The 19,510-nt window shown below is 71.3% G+C and carries 18 protein-coding genes; 11 read left to right on the forward strand and 7 right to left on the reverse strand.

What is annotated here, in order from left to right; genetic code table 11:
* Positions 1-81: 81 nt before the first annotated feature.
* The 10 genes from ACWEFJ_RS11740 to ACWEFJ_RS11785 all read left to right on the forward strand — a co-directional run bounded on the left by ACWEFJ_RS11740 (position 82) and on the right by ACWEFJ_RS11785 (position 10,598).
* Positions 82-570 (forward strand): CarD family transcriptional regulator, encoded by a 489-nt coding sequence (locus tag ACWEFJ_RS11740; RefSeq protein ID WP_012782996.1) that lies wholly within the window; start codon positions 82-84, stop codon positions 568-570.
* A gap of 33 nt (positions 571-603) precedes the next feature.
* A complete protein-coding gene (gene ispD, locus ACWEFJ_RS11745; RefSeq protein ID WP_378089012.1) occupies positions 604-1,314 on the forward strand; it encodes a 2-C-methyl-D-erythritol 4-phosphate cytidylyltransferase in 711 nt (236 codons plus the stop codon).
* Positions 1,311-1,790, forward strand: coding sequence for a 2-C-methyl-D-erythritol 2,4-cyclodiphosphate synthase (ispF, locus tag ACWEFJ_RS11750; RefSeq protein WP_378089014.1), 480 nt, complete (start codon positions 1,311-1,313; stop codon positions 1,788-1,790). Before ispD ends, ispF begins: the two co-directional genes overlap by 4 nt.
* 4 nt (positions 1,791-1,794) lie before the next feature.
* Positions 1,795-2,190, forward strand: a complete 396-nt coding sequence (locus ACWEFJ_RS11755; protein WP_378089016.1) for a PPOX class F420-dependent oxidoreductase — start codon at positions 1,795-1,797, stop codon at positions 2,188-2,190.
* Positions 2,191-2,313: 123 nt separating this feature from the next.
* Entirely contained in the window at positions 2,314-2,925 is a 612-nt protein-coding gene (locus tag ACWEFJ_RS11760) for an HAD family hydrolase (RefSeq protein WP_378089018.1), read from the forward strand.
* A gap of 45 nt (positions 2,926-2,970) precedes the next feature.
* Positions 2,971-4,362 carry a cysteine--tRNA ligase gene (gene cysS, locus ACWEFJ_RS11765; RefSeq protein WP_378089020.1) on the forward strand — a complete coding sequence of 464 codons (1,392 nt, stop codon included), beginning with the start codon at positions 2,971-2,973 and terminating at the stop codon, positions 4,360-4,362.
* A gap of 4 nt (positions 4,363-4,366) precedes the next feature.
* Positions 4,367-5,335 (forward strand): 23S rRNA (guanosine(2251)-2'-O)-methyltransferase RlmB, encoded by a 969-nt coding sequence (gene rlmB, locus ACWEFJ_RS11770; RefSeq protein ID WP_378089022.1) that lies wholly within the window; start codon positions 4,367-4,369, stop codon positions 5,333-5,335.
* Between the two features lie 550 nt (positions 5,336-5,885).
* Positions 5,886-7,307, forward strand: coding sequence for an MBOAT family O-acyltransferase (locus tag ACWEFJ_RS11775; RefSeq protein ID WP_378089024.1), 1,422 nt, complete (start codon positions 5,886-5,888; stop codon positions 7,305-7,307).
* A 361-nt stretch (positions 7,308-7,668) separates the two neighbouring features.
* Complete coding sequence (locus ACWEFJ_RS11780; RefSeq protein ID WP_378089026.1) at positions 7,669-8,892, forward strand: MFS transporter; 1,224 nt, start codon at positions 7,669-7,671, stop codon at positions 8,890-8,892.
* A 302-nt stretch (positions 8,893-9,194) separates the two neighbouring features.
* Positions 9,195-10,598, forward strand: a complete 1,404-nt coding sequence (locus tag ACWEFJ_RS11785) for a GGDEF domain-containing protein (RefSeq protein WP_378089028.1) — start codon at positions 9,195-9,197, stop codon at positions 10,596-10,598.
* 201 nt (positions 10,599-10,799) lie between these two features.
* Here the strand turns inward: ACWEFJ_RS11785 and ACWEFJ_RS11790 are convergent, their stop codons facing one another.
* From ACWEFJ_RS11790 to ACWEFJ_RS11820, 7 genes are all read right to left on the reverse strand, one after another.
* Positions 10,800-11,633 carry a metal ABC transporter permease gene (locus ACWEFJ_RS11790; protein WP_378089030.1) on the reverse strand — a complete coding sequence of 278 codons (834 nt, stop codon included), beginning with the start codon at positions 11,631-11,633 and terminating at the stop codon, positions 10,800-10,802.
* A complete protein-coding gene (locus tag ACWEFJ_RS11795; protein ID WP_378089032.1) occupies positions 11,633-12,466 on the reverse strand; it encodes a metal ABC transporter ATP-binding protein in 834 nt (277 codons plus the stop codon). Before ACWEFJ_RS11795 ends, ACWEFJ_RS11790 begins: the two co-directional genes overlap by 1 nt.
* Complete coding sequence (locus ACWEFJ_RS11800; RefSeq protein ID WP_449713745.1) at positions 12,463-13,404, reverse strand: metal ABC transporter solute-binding protein, Zn/Mn family; 942 nt, start codon at positions 13,402-13,404, stop codon at positions 12,463-12,465. Before ACWEFJ_RS11800 ends, ACWEFJ_RS11795 begins: the two co-directional genes overlap by 4 nt.
* A 166-nt stretch (positions 13,405-13,570) precedes the next feature.
* Positions 13,571-14,671 (reverse strand): ABC transporter ATP-binding protein, encoded by a 1,101-nt coding sequence (locus tag ACWEFJ_RS11805; RefSeq protein WP_378089036.1) that lies wholly within the window; start codon positions 14,669-14,671, stop codon positions 13,571-13,573.
* Positions 14,672-15,025: 354 nt separating this feature from the next.
* The gene (locus ACWEFJ_RS11810; RefSeq protein ID WP_378089038.1) at positions 15,026-15,919 is read right to left on the reverse strand and encodes a sugar ABC transporter permease; all 894 of its coding nucleotides are present in this window, start codon (positions 15,917-15,919) and stop codon (positions 15,026-15,028) included.
* Positions 15,919-16,899, reverse strand: coding sequence for a carbohydrate ABC transporter permease (locus ACWEFJ_RS11815; protein WP_449713746.1), 981 nt, complete (start codon positions 16,897-16,899; stop codon positions 15,919-15,921). Before ACWEFJ_RS11815 ends, ACWEFJ_RS11810 begins: the two co-directional genes overlap by 1 nt.
* Complete coding sequence (locus tag ACWEFJ_RS11820; protein ID WP_449713747.1) at positions 16,899-18,128, reverse strand: extracellular solute-binding protein; 1,230 nt, start codon at positions 18,126-18,128, stop codon at positions 16,899-16,901. The genes ACWEFJ_RS11815 and ACWEFJ_RS11820 overlap by 1 nt, the downstream gene beginning before the upstream one ends.
* 253 nt (positions 18,129-18,381) lie before the next feature.
* Between ACWEFJ_RS11820 and ACWEFJ_RS11825 the strand changes: the two genes are divergently transcribed.
* Positions 18,382-19,431 carry a LacI family DNA-binding transcriptional regulator gene (locus tag ACWEFJ_RS11825; protein WP_378089044.1) on the forward strand — a complete coding sequence of 350 codons (1,050 nt, stop codon included), beginning with the start codon at positions 18,382-18,384 and terminating at the stop codon, positions 19,429-19,431.
* Positions 19,432-19,510 lie beyond the last annotated feature (79 nt).

Below are 19,510 nucleotides of genomic sequence, written 5' to 3' on the forward strand. Positions count from 1 at the left end.
CAGCGCGAACCGATCTCCGGACGCCGAAGAGGGGATTGCTCGACGTGTTAGGATGGGGTTAGCGAAAGGGGCAGAGGACACATGGTTTTCAAGGTCGGAGAGACCGTCGTCTACCCGCACCACGGTGCCGCTCTCATCGAAGCAATCGAGACCCGTGTGATCAAGGGCGAGGAGAAGAAGTACCTCGTCCTCAAGGTTGCCCAGGGCGACCTCACGGTTCGCGTCCCCGCCGACAACGCCGAGATCGTGGGCGTGCGCGACGTCGTCGGCCAGGAGGGTCTCGACAAGGTCTTCGAGGTCTTGCGTGCTCCCCACACCGAGGAGCCGACCAACTGGTCCCGGCGGTACAAGGCCAACCTCGAGAAGCTCGCGTCCGGCGACGTGAACAAGGTGGCCGAAGTGGTGCGCGACCTCTGGCGGCGCGAGAAGGATCGCGGTCTGTCCGCTGGTGAGAAGCGGATGCTGGCGAAGGCTCGACAGATACTGGTTAGCGAACTGGCGCTGGCCGAGGGCACGGACGAGGACAAGGCCGAGGTCCTCCTCGACGAGGTCCTCGCCACCGCGTCCTGATCGTTCCACCCGACAAATCCGGAAACCGCGAACATGGGTGTGGTCGCGCTCGTGCCCGCGGCGGGCCGGGGTGAGCGGTTGGGCTACGGCATGCCCAAGGCGCTCGTGCCGGTCGACGGCGTTCCGCTGCTCGTGCGTGCGGTGCGCGGCCTGTTCGACTCCGGTCGCGTGCGGCACGTGGTGATCGCCGCACCCGCGTCCGATGTGGACGTGGTGAGAACCGTCACCGCCCCGTTGGCCCCGGCCGACGGGGCGGTTCACGTCGTGCCGGGCGGCGCCGAGAGGTCGGACTCGGTGCGCCTGGCCCTAACGTACGCGCTGCGCGAGGTTCCGGACACTTCGATCGTGCTCGTTCACGACGCGGCCCGCGCGTTCACCCCGCCGGCCGTGGTGCGGGCCGTGGCGGACGCCGTCGCCGCAGGTCACGAGGCCGTCATCCCGGTGCTGCCGGTCGCGGACACGGTGAAGCAGGTCGACGCGGGCGGTGTGGTGGTCGCCACACCGGACCGCGCGGCCCTGCGGATCGTGCAGACGCCCCAGGGTTTCGACGCCGCCGTGCTGCTGCGCGCGCACGAGGCCGCGCACCGGGCCGGCCTGGGCGCGACGGACGACGCGGGGCTGGTGGAGCGGCTCGGCGTGCCGGTCGCCACCGTCCCCGGCCACCCGGACGCGATGAAGATCACCACGAGGTTCGACCTGGCGGTGGCCGAGGCCCTGCTGGTCGGCGGCGGAGGAGAGCAGTGATCCCCAGGGTGGGCATCGGCACGGACGTCCACCAGGTGGAACGCGGCCGGGAGTGCTGGCTGGCCGGCCTGCGGTGGGACGGCGTCGACGGCTGCGCCGGCCACTCGGACGGCGACGTGGCCGCGCACGCGCTGTGCGACGCGCTGCTGTCCGCCGCCGGCCTGGGCGACCTGGGCTCGGTGTTCGGCACGAGCGACCCGCGCTGGTCCGGGCGGCACGGCGTCGAGTTCCTGGCCGAGGCGCGACGCCTGGTCGAGGAGGCCGGCTACCGGGTCGGCAACGCGGCCGTGCAGGTCATCGGCAACGCGCCCCGGATCGGCAAGCGCCGGGACGAGGCGCAGCGGGTGCTGTCCGAGGCGGTCGGCGGCCCGGTGTCGGTCAGCGGCACGACGACCGACGGCCTGGGGCTGACCGGGCGCGGCGAGGGCATCGCCGCGGTCGCCACGGCGCTGCTCGTGCCGGCGGCACTAGCCTGACCACATGTCGATCACCCTCAGCGCGGCGACCCGCGCTCTCCTCGACGGTCGGAACTACGCGGCGCTCGCCACGCTGAACCCGGACGGCAGCCCGCAGACATCGGTGGTGTGGGTGACCCGCGACGGCGACGACCTGCTGATCTCGACGCTGCGCGACCGCGCCAAGGCGCGCAACCTCGCCCGCGACCCGCGGGCCAGCGTGAGCGTGTGGAGCAGCGACGACGAGGAGCGGTACGCGGAGATCCGCGGCACCGTGACGATCACCGAGGACGTCGGCCGCGCGGTGACCAACGCCCTGGCCCACAAGTACCACGGCCGGGACTTCCCGCCGGACGCCCCCGGCCACGTCCGCGTGGTGCTGCGGCTGACGCCGGAGAAGGTCACCGGCAACGCCGCCTAGCCGCAGCGGTCCCATCATCCCGACATCCCGCCCCGGCTCCCGGGCGCGGGGGTCGCGGTGAGCCTGGTCTCGGTTCGTCGGCTTCCCGAGACCTCGGAGGTCCGGACCACGTAGCGTGGTTCCGTGACGATCCGCGCCGTGCTGTTCGACTTCTCCGGCACCCTGTTCCGCTTGGAGCACGAGTCGCTCGCCGCGCACGCCGCGCTGATGCGCGCGCTCACCGCGCCGGTCGGCGTGGCGGACGGGCTCGACGTCGACCCCGAGCAGTGGGAGCGCCGCGACCTCGACCCCGTCGCCCACCGCGACCTGCACCTCGCGGTGCTCGCGAAGGCGGGGGCCAAGGACCCGGCCCGCTTCTACGCCGACCTGTGCAGCCCGCCGTTCTGGCAGCCGTACCCGGACACGGCGCAGGCGCTGGGCACCGAGCTGCCGACCGCGGTCGTGAGCAACATCGCCTGGGACATCAGCGCCGTCTTCGCACGTCACGGCGTGGACACGCGGGTGGACGAGTACGTCCTCTCCTACCGGGAGGGCTTCGTCAAGCCGGACCCGAAGATCTTCCGGATCGCCTGCGACCGGCTGGGCGTGCACCCCAGCGAGGCGCTGATGATCGGCGACAGCGCGGAGGCCGACGGCGGCGCGGCGGCGATCGGCTGCGCGGTCGAGATCGTCGAGCCCCTGCCGACGGGCAGCCGGCCGGACGCGCTCCTGCAGGTGCTCCGCAAGCACATTTGACCGGGCGATTCAACCCCGTGTGGTCAACGCCCGTACCATTCTCACGTGAGCCTCCACCTCTTCGACACCGCGACCCGGTCCATGCGGGAGTTCGTCCCGCAGGTCAGCGGAACGGCGTCGATCTACGTCTGTGGGGCCACGGTGCAGGGCGTTCCGCACATCGGCCACGTGCGCAGCGGCCTCAACTTCGACGTGCTGCGCCGCTGGCTGGGCCGTGACGGCTCGACCGTGACGCTGGTGCGCAACGTCACCGACATCGACGACAAGATCCTGGCCAAGGCCGCCGAGCACGGCGCCGAGTGGTGGGACTGGGCGTACCGGCACGAGCGCGCGTTCGACCAGGCCTACGACGCGCTGGGCTGCCTGCCCGCGTCGTACTCGCCGCGCGCGACGGGCCACGTCACGCAGATGGTCGAGCTGATGGAGCGGCTGGTCGAGAAGGGCCACGCGTACGCCGCCGACGGCGACGTGTACTTCTCGGTGACGTCGTTCCCGGAGTACGGCGCGTTGTCCGGGCAGAAGCCCGACGAGGTGCACCAGGGCGAGTCCGCCGCGACCGGCAAGCGCGACCCGCGCGACTTCACGCTGTGGAAGGCGGCGAAGCCGGGCGAGCCGTCGTGGCCGACGCCGTGGGGTCCGGGCCGGCCGGGCTGGCACCTGGAGTGCTCGGCGATGGCGACCGCGTACCTGGGCGGCACGTTCGACATCCACGGCGGCGGCATCGACCTGATCTTCCCGCACCACGAGAACGAGCAGGCGCAGTCGCGGGCCGCGGGCGACGGGTTCGCCCGGTACTGGATGCACAACGCGTGGGTGACCCTCAGCGGCGAGAAGATGTCGAAGTCGCTGGGCAACACGGTGTCGATCCCGGCGATGCTGGAGCGGGTGCGCGCGCCCGAGCTGCGGTACTACCTGGTGGGGCCGCACTACCGGTCGGCGATCGAGTACTCCCCCGAGGCGTTGGGCGAGTCCGTGTCCGCCTACCGGCGGATCGAGTCGTTCCTGCGGCGCGTGGTGGAGCGGACCGGGGCGATCGGCGCGGAGGGCGAGCTGTCGCCCGCGTTCGTGGCGTCGATGGACGACGACATGGGCACGCCCGGCGCGTTGGCCGCGATCCACAAGCGGGTCCGCGAGGGCAACACGGCGCTGGAGTCCGCGGACGACCTGGGCGCGCGGGCCGCCGCCGAGTCGGTGCGGGCGATGACCGGCCTGCTCGGGTTGGACCCGCTGTCGCCGCTGTGGCACGACGCTGCCGCGGGCGGCGCGGGTGGGCGCGCGTTGGGCGTGCTGGTGGAGCGGCTGCTGGAGGAGCGGTCGCGGGCCCGCAAGGAGCGGGATTTCGCGCGCGCGGACGCGCTGCGCGATCACCTCCTGCTGGCCGGTATCGCCGTCGAGGACACCCCCGACGGTCCGTTGTGGACGTTGAAGGACGACTGAGCTCGTGGCTGGTAACTCCAAGCGCCGGGGCGCGATGCGCAACCCGGGCTCCAAGAAGGGCGCGGTCGTCGGTTCCGGCGGGCAGAAGTCCAAGGGCCTGCAGGGCAAGGGCCCGACGCCGAAGGCGGTCGACCGCCCGAACCACCCCGCGCACCGGCGGGCGGCCGCGGCGGCGAAGGCCGAGCAGGTCCGCGCGCAGCGGCGCAAGGCGGCCGAGAACGGCCCGGAGACCGTGGCCGGGCGCAACCCGGTGGTCGAGTGCCTGCGGGCCGGGATCCCGGCGACGGCGCTGTACGTGGCGCTGGGCATCGACGCGGACGACCGGGTCGCCGAGGCGGTGCAGCTGGCGGCCACGCGGGGCATCTCCGTGCTGGAGGTGCAGCGCGGCGAGCTGGACCGCATCACCGGCGGCGCGGTGCACCAGGGCCTCGGCCTGCAGGTGCCGCCGTACGAGTACGCCGAGCCGCGCGAGCTGCTGCGGATCGCGAACCAGTCCGGCCGGCCGCCGTTGCTGGTGGCGTTGGACGGCGTGACCGACCCGCGCAACCTGGGCGCGGTGGTGCGGTCGGCGGCGGCGTTCGGCGCGCACGGGATCGTGCTGCCGCAGCGGCGTTCGGCGGGGATCACCGCCGTGGCGTGGCGGACCAGCGCGGGCACGGCGGCGCGGATGCCGATCGCGGTGGCGACGAACCTGACCCGGCAGCTCAAGGAGTGGGCCGAGGCGGGGCTGATGGTGGTCGGCCTGGACGCGGACGGCGACGTCGACGTGGACGGCCTGGACCTCGCCACCGGCCCGCTGGTGGTCGTGGTGGGCTCGGAGGGGCGCGGGCTGTCGCGGCTGGTCAAGGAGACCTGCGACCAGACCGTGTCCATCCCGATGGCGGCCGGCGTGGAGTCGCTGAACGCCTCCGTGGCCGCCGGCGTGGTGCTGGCCGAGATCGCCCGCAGGCGTCGCCTGGACGTCCGCGCCTGACCCCGGCTCCCCCGCCCACGCCCGACGCGTGCCGCCGCTCACGCTCGCCTGCTGCCGCCGTTCGCGCCTACCCGCCCACGCTCACCGGAGGCCGCCGCTCAGGCTCCGCAGGGGTACCCGCCCAGGGGACCCCTGCTTTGATCCTGCCGGCCACGACCGACAAAACCGAGCGGTGGGCGGCGGCCTGTGGACAACTCGGCGGGACGGTGTTCGGCGGGCGTCCGTGCCCTGGGGCGGCTCGTCGTGCGGGCGGACGAGGTGCGGGCGGACGGGGTGCGGGCGGACGGGGTGCGGGGAGGTTCGAGCGCGTCGAGCCGTGCGCGGACGGCCGGTGTACGGACGGCCGGTGTGCCGACGGCCGGTGCGCGGACAGGCCGGTGCGCGGTGTGGTCGCCGTCGTGTCCCATCCCTCCGCGGACGGCTCGGGCGGCGGTCCCCGGCACCGGTGCCCGGGCCGAAAGCGCCGGTCACCGGGCGTCCGCTGTGAAGTGCGCCGGTTTGTCCGCCGAACCGCTCCCAGCCCCGTGGGCGGCGGATAAGGTCTGCGGCGATGTCCTTCGCCAGCCCGTTGTTCCTGTGGTTCTTCCTGCCGGTCGTGCTCGCGGCCGTCCTCGTCGCGCCCCGGAACCGGCGCAACGCCGTGGTCGCGGTGGCGAGCCTGCTGTTCTACGTCTCCGGCGCGGGCGGGACGACGGTGTTGCTGCTCGTCTGCATGGTGGTCAACTACCTGGCCGGGCGGCGGCTCGAACCCGGGGCCCCGGGCGACCGCAGGCTGGTCCTGGTCGGCTCCATCGCGCTCAACCTCGGCGTCCTGCTGGTCTGGAAGTACGCGGGCTTCGCCACGCAGCAGCTGCACGACATCGCGACCGTCGTCGGCGCGGACCTGCCCGTGGTCCACCTCGCGCTGCCGATCGGCATCTCGTTCTACACGTTCCACCACATCTCGTACGTGGTCGACGTGTACCGCGGCGAGCGGCCGGCGCTGCGCGAGCCGGTCGCGTTCGTCACCTACATCGCGATGTTCCCCCAGCTCGTCGCGGGCCCGATCGTGCGGTTCCGGGAGATCGCCGACCAGCTCCCCCAGCCCCGCCTGCACCGCTGGGACGACATCGCGGCGGGCTTCCCCCGGTTCGCCCTCGGGCTGTGCAAGAAGGTGATCATCGCCGACTCGCTCGCGCCGATGGTCGACGCCTGCTTCGCCACCCCGGCCGACCAGATGACCACGGCCGTCGCGTGGCTCGGCGCGATCGGCTACACGCTCCAGCTCTACTTCGACTTCTCCGGCTACTCCGACATGGCGATCGGGCTGGGCCGGATGCTCGGCTTCCGGCTGCCGGAGAACTTCGCCCGCCCGTACTCGTCGGTCACGGTCACCGAGTTCTGGCGGCGCTGGCACATGTCCCTGTCGCGCTGGTTCCGCGACTACGTCTACATCCCGCTCGGCGGCAACCGGGGCGGGGTGCGGCAGACCTACCGCAACCTGTCGATCGTTTTCGTCCTCACCGGTTTCTGGCACGGGGCCAACTGGACGTTCCTCGTTTGGGGCGTCTTCCACGGCGCGCTGCTCGTGCTGGAACGGCGTTTCGGTTGGGATTCGTCCCCGATCGCTACGCGTACCCGAATTGCCCGTCGGGCCGGGACCACGCTCCTGGTCGTAATCGGGTGGGTGTTCTTCCGGTCCGCCGACCTCGGCACCGCGTTCACAATCATCGGCCACATGTTCTGGCCCGATTTCACCGGGTTGACCGAAGCCGTGGCCGCGGCGGCGACCAATCAGCGGATTGTTTTGCTCATAATCGCTCTGACGGTCGTCGCAATGCCCGCCCACCCGGTGAGCGGTCCTTACCTGGAGTCCTCGCGCGACAAGATCGCCACCGCGGCCCGGGTCTCGCTGATGACGGTCGGCGTCGCCTACGCCGCGATCCTTGTGGCGAGCGGTACCTTCAGTCCGTTCCTCTACTACCAGTTCTGAAGATCGACTCACCGCGGACGTTCCACAATTGACGCGGCACCCGGCCCCCGGCGGGCCGGCGACCGCACGAACCCACTGGCCCGGTCGGCCCAGCCGCGCCGAACCCAATGGAGGCCCAGGTCGACGTAGGGTAGGCGAGGATTGCTCACGCCGTGTCACCTACCGTCAACTGTCAAGAATAAGTGGCCGGTTTTTCGCCGTTGTAACTACTTTAGGTAACCGACCTGCTCCGTTCGGGTACACAGTGTGGTAGGACAGAGATTGCACATCCGGCAGCTTCTACCGTGCTAACCGAGGGAATTGTTACTTCGGGTGGGGGTAACGTGACTCACTCATCGGGGCCGACCAACCTGGGGGAGTTGTGACTTCCGGGGGGACCGTCCGCGCGCTCGTGGGCAACCGCGAGTTCCGCGGCATGTGGATCGGCTCGACGGTGTCGACCGTCGGCGACCAGCTCGCCGCGGTGGCGCTGTCCCTGCTGGTGTTCGAGCGCACGCAATCACCGGCCTGGACCGCCCTCACGTGGTCGTTGACGCTGTTCCCGCCGCTGGTCTCCGGGCCGCTGCTGGGCTGGCTCGCGGACCGCTTCCCGCGGCGCACGGTGATGGTGTGGTGCGCGTGGCTCCAGGCCGCCCTGGTGGGTCTCATGGCCATTCCGGGCACGCCGCTGTGGCTGATGATCGTGCTGCTGGTCGTCGTCCTGATGATTTCGTCGCCGTTCCTGGCGGCGCAGGAGGCGAGCCTGCCGCACGTGCTCTCGGACGACCGCTACGACGACGGCGTGGCCCTGTTCGGCACGTCGGTGGACGTGGCCCAGATGGCCGGCCTGGCCGCCGCGGGCTTCCTCGTCACCGGCGCGGGCCCCAACGTCGCGCTCGCGATCGACGCGGCCACGTTCGTGTGGGTGGCGATCCTGGTCCAGCTGTCGGTGAAGCACCGCCCGGCCGCGGACCCCCGCGGCGCCAAGCGGGACCCCGAAGGCCCCAAGGGCGCGTTCACCCTGCTGGTCACCGAACCCCGGCTGCGCAGCCTGATGGGCATGCGCCTGCTGGCCGGCCTCGCCATGGTCCCCGAGGGACTCGCCGTGCCCCTGGCGGCGAGTCTGGACGCGGTGTGGGCCGTCGGCCTGATCCTGGCCATCGAGCCCGCCGCCAACGTCCTCGGCGTGGCCGTGCTGTTCCGGGTGGTGCGCGATCCCGCGAAACGCGAGCGGCTGATCGGTCCGCTCGCCATACTGTCCCTGGCCCCGCTGGTCATGTTCGCGTTGAACCCGAACCTGACCTGGACCATCGCACTGCTGGTGATCGCCGGCATGGCCGGCGCGTACCACACGCCCGCTCGTTCGGCGTGGATGCGCATCCTGCCGGACGCCTACCGCGGCCGGGCGTACGGCATCGGCCGGGCCGCGCTGCGCTCGTCGCAGGGCGGCGGGATGGCGCTGGCCGGTGTCGTGGCGCACTCGGTCGGCTCGGTGACCGCGACGATCGCGGGTGCAGGCGGTATCGGGCTACTGCTCGCCACCCAGGCGACCGTAGCCTGGCGACGGGCCCGCACCCGGAACGATCCGAAGGCGGTGGCGATCTGAAACGGACCCATCACATATCGCGATTGTCAAACATGAAGGACCCCTCGGCTGCGGCCCGCTAGCCCGCGGGCACGTACGGTGAACATTCGGTCCGGGATGGAGGGAGTGGCTCACATGTCGCGGTTGCGCATGGCGAACACCTCCTCGGAGCGCGTCTCGGGCACGGGCGTGCCGCTGCGAACGGCGTTCGCCGCGCGACGCCGGGCAGAGGGTAGGGGGTCGTGGTGAAGAACAGTTTGACTGACCAGAAGGCGTCTGGGGCAGTCGGCCGGCCCTCGATTCGCAACTGGGATCTGTGGACGTTGCGACCGGCCGCGCTGGCGTACTTCTTCTTCATCGAATCGGCGGTAGCGGGTGCCGCCATTTGGCTGCTGTTCGGGCTGGGTTCGGTCTCGAACACCGACTGGTTGCGGTTCGGCGCGGTGATGTTCGCCATCACCGTCCACCTGATGATCGTTCGGCGGGCCGAAGAATCGCGCCGCAACGAGTCGGCCGGCCCGCACATCGACCTGACCTCGGTCTGGACGTTCGCCGCCGCCATCGCGCTGCCCGGCGCGTTGGCCGTGCTCGCCACGGTGTGGATGCGGATCCTGATCCAGCCGATCGCGCGCCGCCAGCCGTACCGGTTCGTGTTCAGCTCGGCGAGCATCCTCGGCGGCACGATGCTGGCCTGGGCCGTGGTGCACCTGTCGGGCATGTCGCTGCTGGCCACCGGCCGCATCCCGACCGACCTGGGCCTCGTGCTCGTGCTCATCGTGGCCGGCGTGGTCAACTGGGGCGCGCAGGGCATGAACATCGCGATCGCGTTGAAGATCGTCACCCCGCACACGCGGATCCAGGAGTTCCTGGGCTCGCGGGCGGACAACATGCTGGAGCTGAGCACGCTCGGCGCGGGCGCGATGCTCGGCATGCTGATGACCACGCACTGGGTGGGTCCGCTGCTGCTGGTGTTCCCGGTGATCCTGGTCAACGCGCTGCTGTACCACGCGGCGCAGCGGCGGGCGCACCTCGAGCGGCTGCTGACCGAGCAGGAGCAGCTCCAGGCGCGGCTGGCCGAGGACGCGCACACCGACTACCGGACGGGCCTGCTCAACACCAACGGCTTGGCCGAGTACGCGGGCCGGCTGACCGAGCGCTGCCGCCACGACGGGCAGCCGGTGACCGTGCTGGCCATCGACCTGGACCACTTCAAGCGGATCAACGACACCTGGGGCCACCCGGCGGGCAACGCCGTGCTGGCCGAGGTGGGGCGGATCCTGCGGGAGAAGCTGCGGCCGGGCGACGTGGCGGGCCGCGACGGCGGCGAGGAGTTCGTCGTGGTGCTCGCCGACACGGGCCTGGCGCAGGGCACGGCCATCGCCGAGCGGGTGCGCGAGGCGATCGGCGAGATGTCCGTGGTGACCACCGACAAGCACCGCAACACGGTGACCCTGCGCGGCCGGAACCTGCCGCTGACGGCGGACGGGCCGGAGGTGCGGGCCATCTCGGCGTCCATCGGCGTGGCCGTGCTGCCGGACAACGGCGAGTGCCTCCAGGACGCGCAGCACTGCGCGGACGCGGCGCTCTACGCGGCCAAGGAGAACGGGCGCAACCAGGTGCGGGTCGCCGGCGGCGAGATCCGGCTGCTGCCCGCGCCGCGCGGCGACGAGGTCGACGGGGCCGAGCCGCAGCAGCCGGCCGGGGCCGAGGTCACCCGCACCGCCTGAGCGGTCGCGCCGGGTCGTCGGCGGGGCGTCCGGGAGCCGGCAGAGGCACGCGGAACGGGCGCGACGGCCACGGCCGCCGCACGGGTTCCGGTTCGTCGTCGCGCGTGGCACGGCACCTGCCCTGGTGGACCCCGGTGCCCCCCTCGACGTCCGGCCTACCCGTTCCCGGCGGGGTTCAAACGTGCCGTGCGCGACTTCGCGCTAGTGCGCCACGCGTTCACGCTTGCGGCCCAGCAGCCGGCACGCCAGGTAGATGGCGAACGACACCGCGGTCACGAACGCGCTGACCGGGATCCCCGGCGCGAGGGACAGCAGCATCCCGCCCAGCACGGACACCTCGGCGAAGACCACGGCCAGCACGGTGGCCCGCACCGGGCTCGCGGTGACCCGGGTGGCCGCCGCCGCGGGCGTGATCATCACCGACAGCACGAGCAGCGCGCCCACGAGCTGCACGCTCAACGCCGTGGCCACGCCCACCAGCACCGCGAACACCACCGACAGCGTCCGCACCGGCACGCCCCGCGCCACCGCCACGGCCGCGTCCACGCTGGCGAAGTGCAGCGGCCGGTGGATGAACGCCAGCACCACGAGCACCACCAGCGACGAGCCGATGAGCAGCCACAGGTCGGTGGACCCGACGCTCACCACCTGCCCGGTGAGCAGGCCGAACTTGTTCGCCGTCCGTCCGTTGTAGAGGGCGAGGAAGAGCATGCCGAGGCCCAGCCCGAACGCGAGGATCGCGCCGATGACCGAGTCTCGGTCGGAGTCGCGGGTGCTCAGCAGCCCCAGCAGCAGGGCGGCGACCACGGACCCGGCCAGCGCGCCGTACCCGACGCCGACGCCGATCAGCAGGGCCGCCGCGCCGCCGGTGAACGCCAGCTCGCTGGTGCCGTGCACGGCGAACGCCATCCGGCGGGTCACCACGAGCGGGCCGAGCAGGCCGCCCAGCAGCCCGAGCACCGCGCCCGCCACCAGCATCGGCTGCACGTAGCGCAGCAACTCCAGGGTGAGCCCGAAGTCGAAGAAGTTCTCCATCAGCCCTCATCCGCCACGTGGTGCGGCTCGTCCTCGCACACGTGCTGCGCGCCGACCACGTGGATCTGGTCGCGCACGCGGACCACCTCGACGTTCGTGCGGTACAGCTCGGACAACGCCCGCGAGGTCATCACCTCGGCGGGCCTGCCGATCCGGAACCGGCCGTCGACCAGGTACAGCACCCGGTCGACCAGCGGCAGGATCGGGTTGATCTCGTGGGTCACGAACAGCACGGCGGTGTTCGCGGCACGCCGGCGGGCGTCGATGAGGTCGCTGACCACGCGCTGGTGGGCGAGGTCGAGCGAGAGCAGCGGCTCGTCGCACAGCAGCACCCCGGGGTCGCCGACCAGGGCCTGCGCCACCCGCAGCCGCTGCTGCTCGCCGCCGGAGAGCAGGCCGATCGGCTCGTCGGCGTACCGGGTCGCGCCGACGCTCTCCAGCGCCGCGTCCACCCTGGCCCGGCGTTCGCGCCGGTCGCGCCACCCGATGCCCCAGCGGTGGCCGTCCAGGCCGAAGCCGACCAGGTCACGGCCGCGCAGGGCGAGGGTCGAGTCGATCGCCCGCTGCTGCGGGATGTAGCCGACGCGCCGGTTGCCGCCCGCCACGCGGACCGTGCCGGCGGTCAGCGGTTGCAGGCCGAGCAGCACCCGGATGAGGCTCGTCTTGCCCGACCCGTTGGGCCCGAGCACGGCCACGAACTCGCCCGGCGCGACGTCCAGGTCCAGCCCGTCCCACAGCACCCGGTCGCCGTAGGACAGCCGCGCGCCGCGCAACGCGACCGCGGCGGCCGTCGCCGTGTCCGCCACCTGAGCCGTCGTGCCCCGAGCCGTCATGCGCCGAGCGCTCCCACCAGCGAGTCGACCTGCTTCGTCATCCAGTCAAGGTAACCCGTGACGCCTTCGGGCAGCGTCTCGGTCACCTCGGCGACCGGCAGGCCCGCCGCCTGGGCCCGTTCGACGACCTGGTTGGTGGCGGGGTTCTCGGTCTGCGCGTTGTTGACCAGCGCGACCACCTGCTTCTGCTCGATCAGCCGGGTGACCTCGGCCAGCGCGGCGACGGGGATGTCGGCCTCGGCCTCCACGGCGTCGGCGAACGACTCGGGGGTGACGTCCTCGACGCCCGCGGTGTCGAGCAGGTAGTGCGCGACGGGCTCGGTCGCCACGACCTTCCGGCCCGCGCCCCTGCCCTCGACCCGCCGCTCCAGCTCGGTCAGCTTCGCGGTGAAGTCCTTGGCGTTGGCGTCGAAGGCGGCCTTCCGGTCGGGCGCGATCTCGCCGAGGTCGGCGGCGGCCTGCTCGGCGACCTTGCGGACGGTCTCGAAGTCGTACCAGACGTGCTCGTTGACGGCGTGGTCGTGGCCGTGGTCGCCGCCCTCGGCCTCGGGCTCCGGCTCGTCGTGGTCGGAGGCCTTGCCCGACACGGGGAACGCCTCGATCTTCTTCGCGCCCTCGGTCCCGGGGCCGAGCAGGGTGGCGAAGAAGTCGTCGTAGCCGCCGCCGTTGAAGATGACGAGCTTCGCGTCGCGCACGGCCGCCAGGTCGGACGGCTTGCTCTCGTAGGAGTGCGGGTCGCCGGACGGGTCGTCGATGATCGAGCTGACCCGCACCGCGTCGCCGCCGACGGCCTGGACCACGCTGCCCCACACGTTCGTGGAGGCGACGACCTTGATCGCGCCGTCGTCGGCGGCGGGGGTGTCCTGGGCGCCGCAGGCGGTGAGGACGACGGCGGTCGCGGCGGCCACCGCGCCGAGCAACGCGTTGCGGACAGTCATCAGAGCACTCCTCGACAGGCGGACGGAAAGGCAATGGAAACCGTTGTCGAGTTCAGTTTAGAACGCTCCGCCACCGAGGTGTCCAACCGACCGGGTGTTCTTTCACACGACAGGGGCCACCTCCCGTGGGACGGGAGGTGGCCCCGAGGTCGACTCGACCGGTCGGTCAGTCGGTCAGGCGGTAGCCCGACTCCGGGTGGAACAGGTGGACCTCGCCGGCGTCGCGCACGCCGACCTTCACCGTCTGGCCCAGGGTGGGCGGCGTGCGGCCGTCGACGCGGACCACGAACCGCTCGGGCACGTTGCCGATGCGGACCGAGCCGTGCATGAGCGCGTCCGCGCCCAGCTCCTCGACCAGCTCGACGGTCATCTCCATGCCCGGCTCCGAGGAGCCGACCAGCGCGAGCGACTCGGGCCGGATGCCGAACGTCACCTCGGACAGGCCCTCGCCCGCCGCCTTGTCCAGCGCGCGGCGCTCCAGCGGCACCACGAGGCCGTCGAGCTTCGCGCCCTCCGACGTCAGCGGGACGGTCTTGAGGTTCATCGCGGGCGAGCCCATGAAGCCCGCCACGAACGCGTTGGCCGGCTTGTCGTACAGCGCGCGCGGGGTGTCGCACTGCTGGAGCAGGCCGTCCTTGAGCACGGCGACCCGGTGGCCCATGGTCATGGCCTCGACCTGGTCGTGCGTGACGTAGATCGTGGTGGTGCCGAGCCGCGCCTGAAGGGCGGCGATGTTCGCGCGGGTCTCCACGCGGAGCTTCGCGTCGAGGTTGGACAGCGGCTCGTCCATGAGGAAGACGGAGGGCTCGCGGACGATCGCGCGGCCCATCGCGACGCGCTGGCGCTGACCGCCGGACAGGGCCTTCGGCTTGCGGTCCAGGTACTTCGTCAGGTCGAGCATCTTGGCCGCCTCGGCGACCTTCTCCTTGATCTCGGCCTTGTTCACGCCGCGCAGCTTGAGCGCGAAGCCCATGTTCTCCGCGACCGTCATGTGCGGGTAGAGGGCGTAGGACTGGAACACCATCGCGATGTCGCGGCCCTTGGGCGGCACGTTGGTGACGTCCTTGCCGCCGATGTGGATGGCGCCCTCGTCCACGTCCTCCAGGCCCGCGAGCATGCGCAGCGCGGTCGACTTGCCGGAGCCGGACGGGCCGACCAGGACCAGGAACTCGCCGTCGCTGACGTCGAGCGACAGCTCGTCGACCGCGCGGACCGGCGGGTTGCCGGAGAAGACCCGCGAAGCCTTGACGTAGGACACCTCTGCCATGCCACGCACCTTTCACTGCCCGAGCTTTGCCGCAACGCTAGGGATTGCAAGCGCTTACGGGAACAGGCGAATTGGTCTAGTTCCGGATCGGTTCAGCGCCGGCCGCGCCGGCACCGGGGCCGGCGAGGCGCGATCACCCGGTCGGGATGCCGCGACCATGCCTTTGACCAGCGGTATCGCTCGTGGACAGCGCCGTGGCGGCTCCCCGGCCCCTGCGCCGTGAAGGTCATCAGCCACCAGGAATCCACGACACCCCTGGAGCGCAGCGGCGGGTGACGACCACGTCGGCGTACTGGAGCCGCTGGTCGCGGTGCGAGCGGGCCCCCGCTGCGACACGGAGGCCCCCCGCACCGTTCAGCCCTTGACCGCGCCCGACGACAGGCCCGTCACCAGGAACCGCTGCACCAGGTAGAACACGACGATCGCGGGGATCGCGACCAGGATCGACGCGGCGGCCAGGTGGCCCCACTCGGTCCGGTTCTGCTGCACGAACACCTGCAGGCCCACGGCCAGCGTCTTCGACTCGTCCGCCGCCGACAGGAACGCCGACGCGAACGCCACCTCGCCCCACGCCGTGAGGAACGCGTAGAACGCGGTCACGGCCAGGCCCGGCCGGGCCAGCGGCAGCACCAGCCGCCAGAACACGCCGAACGGCGACAGGCCGTCCACCCGGCCGGCCTCGTCGATGTCGGTCGGGATGGTGTCGAAGTAGCCCTTCAGCATGTACGTGCAGAACGGCACCGCGGTCGTGCAGTACACCAGCACCAGGCCCAGCGACGTGCCCTGCAACCCGAGCGCCAGCAGGATGTTGTACAGCGGCACGATCAGCACCGCGAACGGGAACATCTGCACGACCAGGAACGACAGCATCAGCGACCGCTTGCCCGGGAACCGGAACCGGGACGCCGCGTACCCCGTCGTCGCCGACAGGAACACCGCCAGCACCGTGGTCATCAGCGCGATCAGCACCGAGTTGCCGAACCACGCCAGGAAGTCGCCCTTCTCGCCCGCCAGGATCCGCCCGTAGTTGTCCAGGCTGGAGTCGTTGACCAGCTTCGGCGTGGTCTCGACCGCCTTGGCGTCCGGCTTGAACGACGTCACGAGCACCCAGAACACCGGGAACACCGCGATCAGCGACGCCACGACCAGCGCCGCGTGCAGGCCCACGCTGGCCAGCGGCGACCGTTGCGCCCGCTTGGGCGCCCGTCCCCGCGGGACCGCCTTCAACGACGCGGCTTCGACCGTCATCACCACACCTCGCCTTGCTTGCGCAGCGCGCGCCGGTACACACCCGCGAAGACGAGCAGCACCGACAGGATCAGCACGCCGTAGGTGGACGCCACCGCGAAGTCGCGGGACGCGCCGGAGAAGAACCGCTCGAACGCGTAGGTCACCAGGATCCGGGTGTTCGGGTTCGGCCCGGTGATCAGGTAGATGATCGCGAACATGTTGAACGTCCAGATGATGCCCAGCAGCACCACCGTGCTGGACACCGACCGCAGGCCGGGCAGCGTCACGTTGCGGAACCGCTGCCACGCGGTCGCGCCGTCCACCTCCGCGGCCTCGTAGAGGTCGCCGGGGATCGACTGGAGGCCGCCCAGCAGCGCCACCATCATGAACGGCACGCCCAGCCAGATGTTGACGATCATCACCGCGACCAGCGCCCAGTCCGACTGGCCGAGCCACACCGGGTCGGGCAGGCCGAAGAAGCGCAGGACCTGGTTGATGATCCCGTACTGGGCGTTGAACATGTACTTCCACGCGAACGCGCTGATGAACGCGGGCACGGCCCACGGCAGGATCAGCAGCACCCGGTACACCGCCCGGCCCCGCACCTCGCGGTTGAGCAGCAGCGCGAGGCCGAGGCCGATCGCGTAGTGGAAGAACACGCAGCCGAACGTCCAGATCAGCGTGCGCGCCAACGTGCCCCAGAACGCGCCGTAGCTCGCGTCGCCCGACAGGATGTTCAGGTAGTTGTCGAGGCCAACGGAGACGTAGGTCGCCGGCCGGTCGAGGATCGGGTTGGCGATGTTGCCCTCGTTGATGTCGGTGAAGGTGAAGAACACGCCCTGGGCGAGCGGGAACAGCACCAACACCGCGATGACCACCACGACCGGCAGCACCATCGCGTACGCGTACCAGTGCCGGTCCAGGAACCTGCGCACCGAAGTCTCCCTTCGCCGCCCCGCGGCGCCCGGCCGGGGTGGCCGGGCGCCACGGAGGATCATCAGCCGACGGTGTACTCGGGCACGACGGTGTCCTTGTACGCCTTGGCGACCTCGTCCAGCGCCGTCTTGGCGTCCTTCTTGCCCGCCAGCACGTCGGCGTAGGCGATCTTCAGCGGGTCGAAGAGCTGGCCGCCCTCGGGGATCCACGCGCGCGGGTGCGCGGAGGTGGCCACCGGCTCGAACGCGGACACGACCGCGTTGGCCTTCACGTCGGCGTTCTCGTAGGCCGACTTGCGGGTGGGCAGCAGGCCCAGCTCCTTGGCGATGCGCGCCTGCGACTCGGTGCTGCTCATGCAGGCGATGAACTTGACCGACGAGTCCTTGGCCTTGGTGCCCTGCCGGATCACGTAGTCGTGGCCGCCGACCGGCGCGGAGCCCTTGCCCGCGGTGTCGCCGGGGACGGGCGCGATGCCCAGGTTGGCCGGGTCGGTGAACGCGCTGCCCTTGAGGTAGTCGGCGACCGACCACGGGCCGTTGATCACCATGGCGACCTCGCCGGAGGTGAACGCGGCCTGCATGTTGTTGTAGGAGTTCGCCGGGTCGAGCGCGGTGGACGCGGCCTTGGCGTCCAGCAGGCCCTTGGCGGTCTCCAGCGCCTTCACGTTGTCCGCGGAGTTGACCACGATCTTCTTCGCGTCGGCGTCGACCAGGTCGCCGCCCGCGCCGTAGATGAACGGCAGCGCGTAGTACGCGTCGTTGTTGATGAAGATCGTCTTCTCGCCGCCGAGCTTCGCCGCGGCGGCCTTGACCTCGTCCCACGTCTTCGGCGGCTCGACACCGGCGTCGGCCAGCAGCTTCTTGTTGTAGAACAGCGCCAGCGAGTCGGTGACCTGGGGAACGCCGTAGGTCTTGCCGTCGTACTTGGTGGAGCCGAGCGGGGTCTCCAGGAAGTCGGACGTGTCGTTCGCCAGCTCGGTGCCGGTCAGGTCGACGACGTAGCCGAGCTTGGCGAGCTGCGACACCCACGCGACCTCGGCGCGGAAGACGTCCGGCCCCTGGCCGCCCTGCGCGGCGGTCCGGTAGTTGTTCAGCGCCTGGTCGAAGGCGACCGTCTCGGTCTTGACCTTGTACCCGCCCTTGGTCGCGCACTCCTGCGCGATGGCGGAGAACACCGGGCTCTCGTTCGGGCCGCTGGTGTCCCAGAAGGTGATCTCGCCGGAGTCGCCGGACGCCGAGCCGCCGTCGCCACCACCGCACGCGGTGAGGACGAGGGCGCCGACTGCCGCCACTGCGGTCACGAGGGTGGTACGTCGCATCGTTGCTGTCGTCCCTCCTGCGGCCTCCACCGTGATGAAGGCTCTTGCAAGAACTTGCGAAATTGTTGACGCGGATTTCATCCCGCCGACCAGGGCCGGGTCAAGGGGCTGGACGTAACCAAGCCGTAACGGCGGCGGCCTCACGGCGGAAACCACGGTGGGCGTTGCAAAAATTTGCCGCTGACGGCAGGCTGCACGTCACCACTGGGAGCAGCGAGGAGGCAGGGTGTCCGGTCTGTCCGAGATCGCCAGGGCAGCCGGGGTGAGCATCTCCACGGTCAGCCGGGTGCTCAACCGCCGGGCGGGCGTCAACGACGAGACGCGCCAGCGCGTGCTCGCGGTGCTTGCGGAAATGCCTTACACGCCGCGAGGGCTGGGCGCGCTGCAACGCACCGGCGTGATCGGGCTGCTCGTGCCGGAGCTGTCGAACCCGGTGTTCCCGGCGTTCGCCGAGGCGCTGGAGGTGCGCGCGGCGCGACTGGGGTACTCGTCGCTGCTGTGCAACACGCGGGCCACCGGGGCGGGCGCGATGGGCGAGGAGGAGTACGTGCGGATGCTCCTCGCGCGCGGCGTCGAGGGCATGGTGTTCGTGTCGCCGGAGATCACCAACGTCGAGGTGCCGCTCGGCCAGGCCCCGCGGCCGTCGTACTACGCGAAGCTGCTGGCCGACGGCGTGCACATGGTGTTCCTGAACGGCGCGACGCCGTCGCTGGACGTGCCGGACGTGACCGTGGACGAGCAGCACGCCGGGTACGCGGCGACCAGGCACCTGGTGGAGCTGGGCCACCGGCGGATCGGGTTCGTGTCGGGTCCGGCGCGGTCGCTGCCGTCGCGGCTCAAGCGGGCCGGGTGGGCGGCGGCGCTGGAGGAGGACGGGCTGCCCGCGACGTCGGACTACGTGGCGCACGCGCCGTTCGGGCCGGAGGGCGGGGCCGAGGCGGTGTCGACGCTGCTGGACACCGTGCGGCCGACGGCGGTGATCTGCTCGTCCGACCACATGGCGATCGGCGTGCTGCGGGAGGCGCACCGGCGCGGGTTGGCCGTGCCGCGCGACCTGTCCGTGGTGGGCTTCGACGACATCCCGCTGGCGTCGTACTGCTCCCCGTCGTTGACGACGCTGGCGCAGCCGATCGAGGAGATGGCCGCGGCGGCCGTGGACGAGTTGGTGCACCGGCTCGACCCGGACCGGCGGCGGCGTCCGGCCGGCAATTACACGCGCGTTTTCCGGCCCCGCCTAGTGGTGCGCGAGTCGTCCGCGCCACCCGCATTGGTTTAGACCACTGTACCCTGAGGTAACCACCTCTCACCTGGACTGATGAGAAGGTGGAGGGACGCCGGTCACCCCCACTTCTGTA

It is taken from the genome of Actinosynnema sp. NPDC004786 (genome assembly GCF_053601135.1).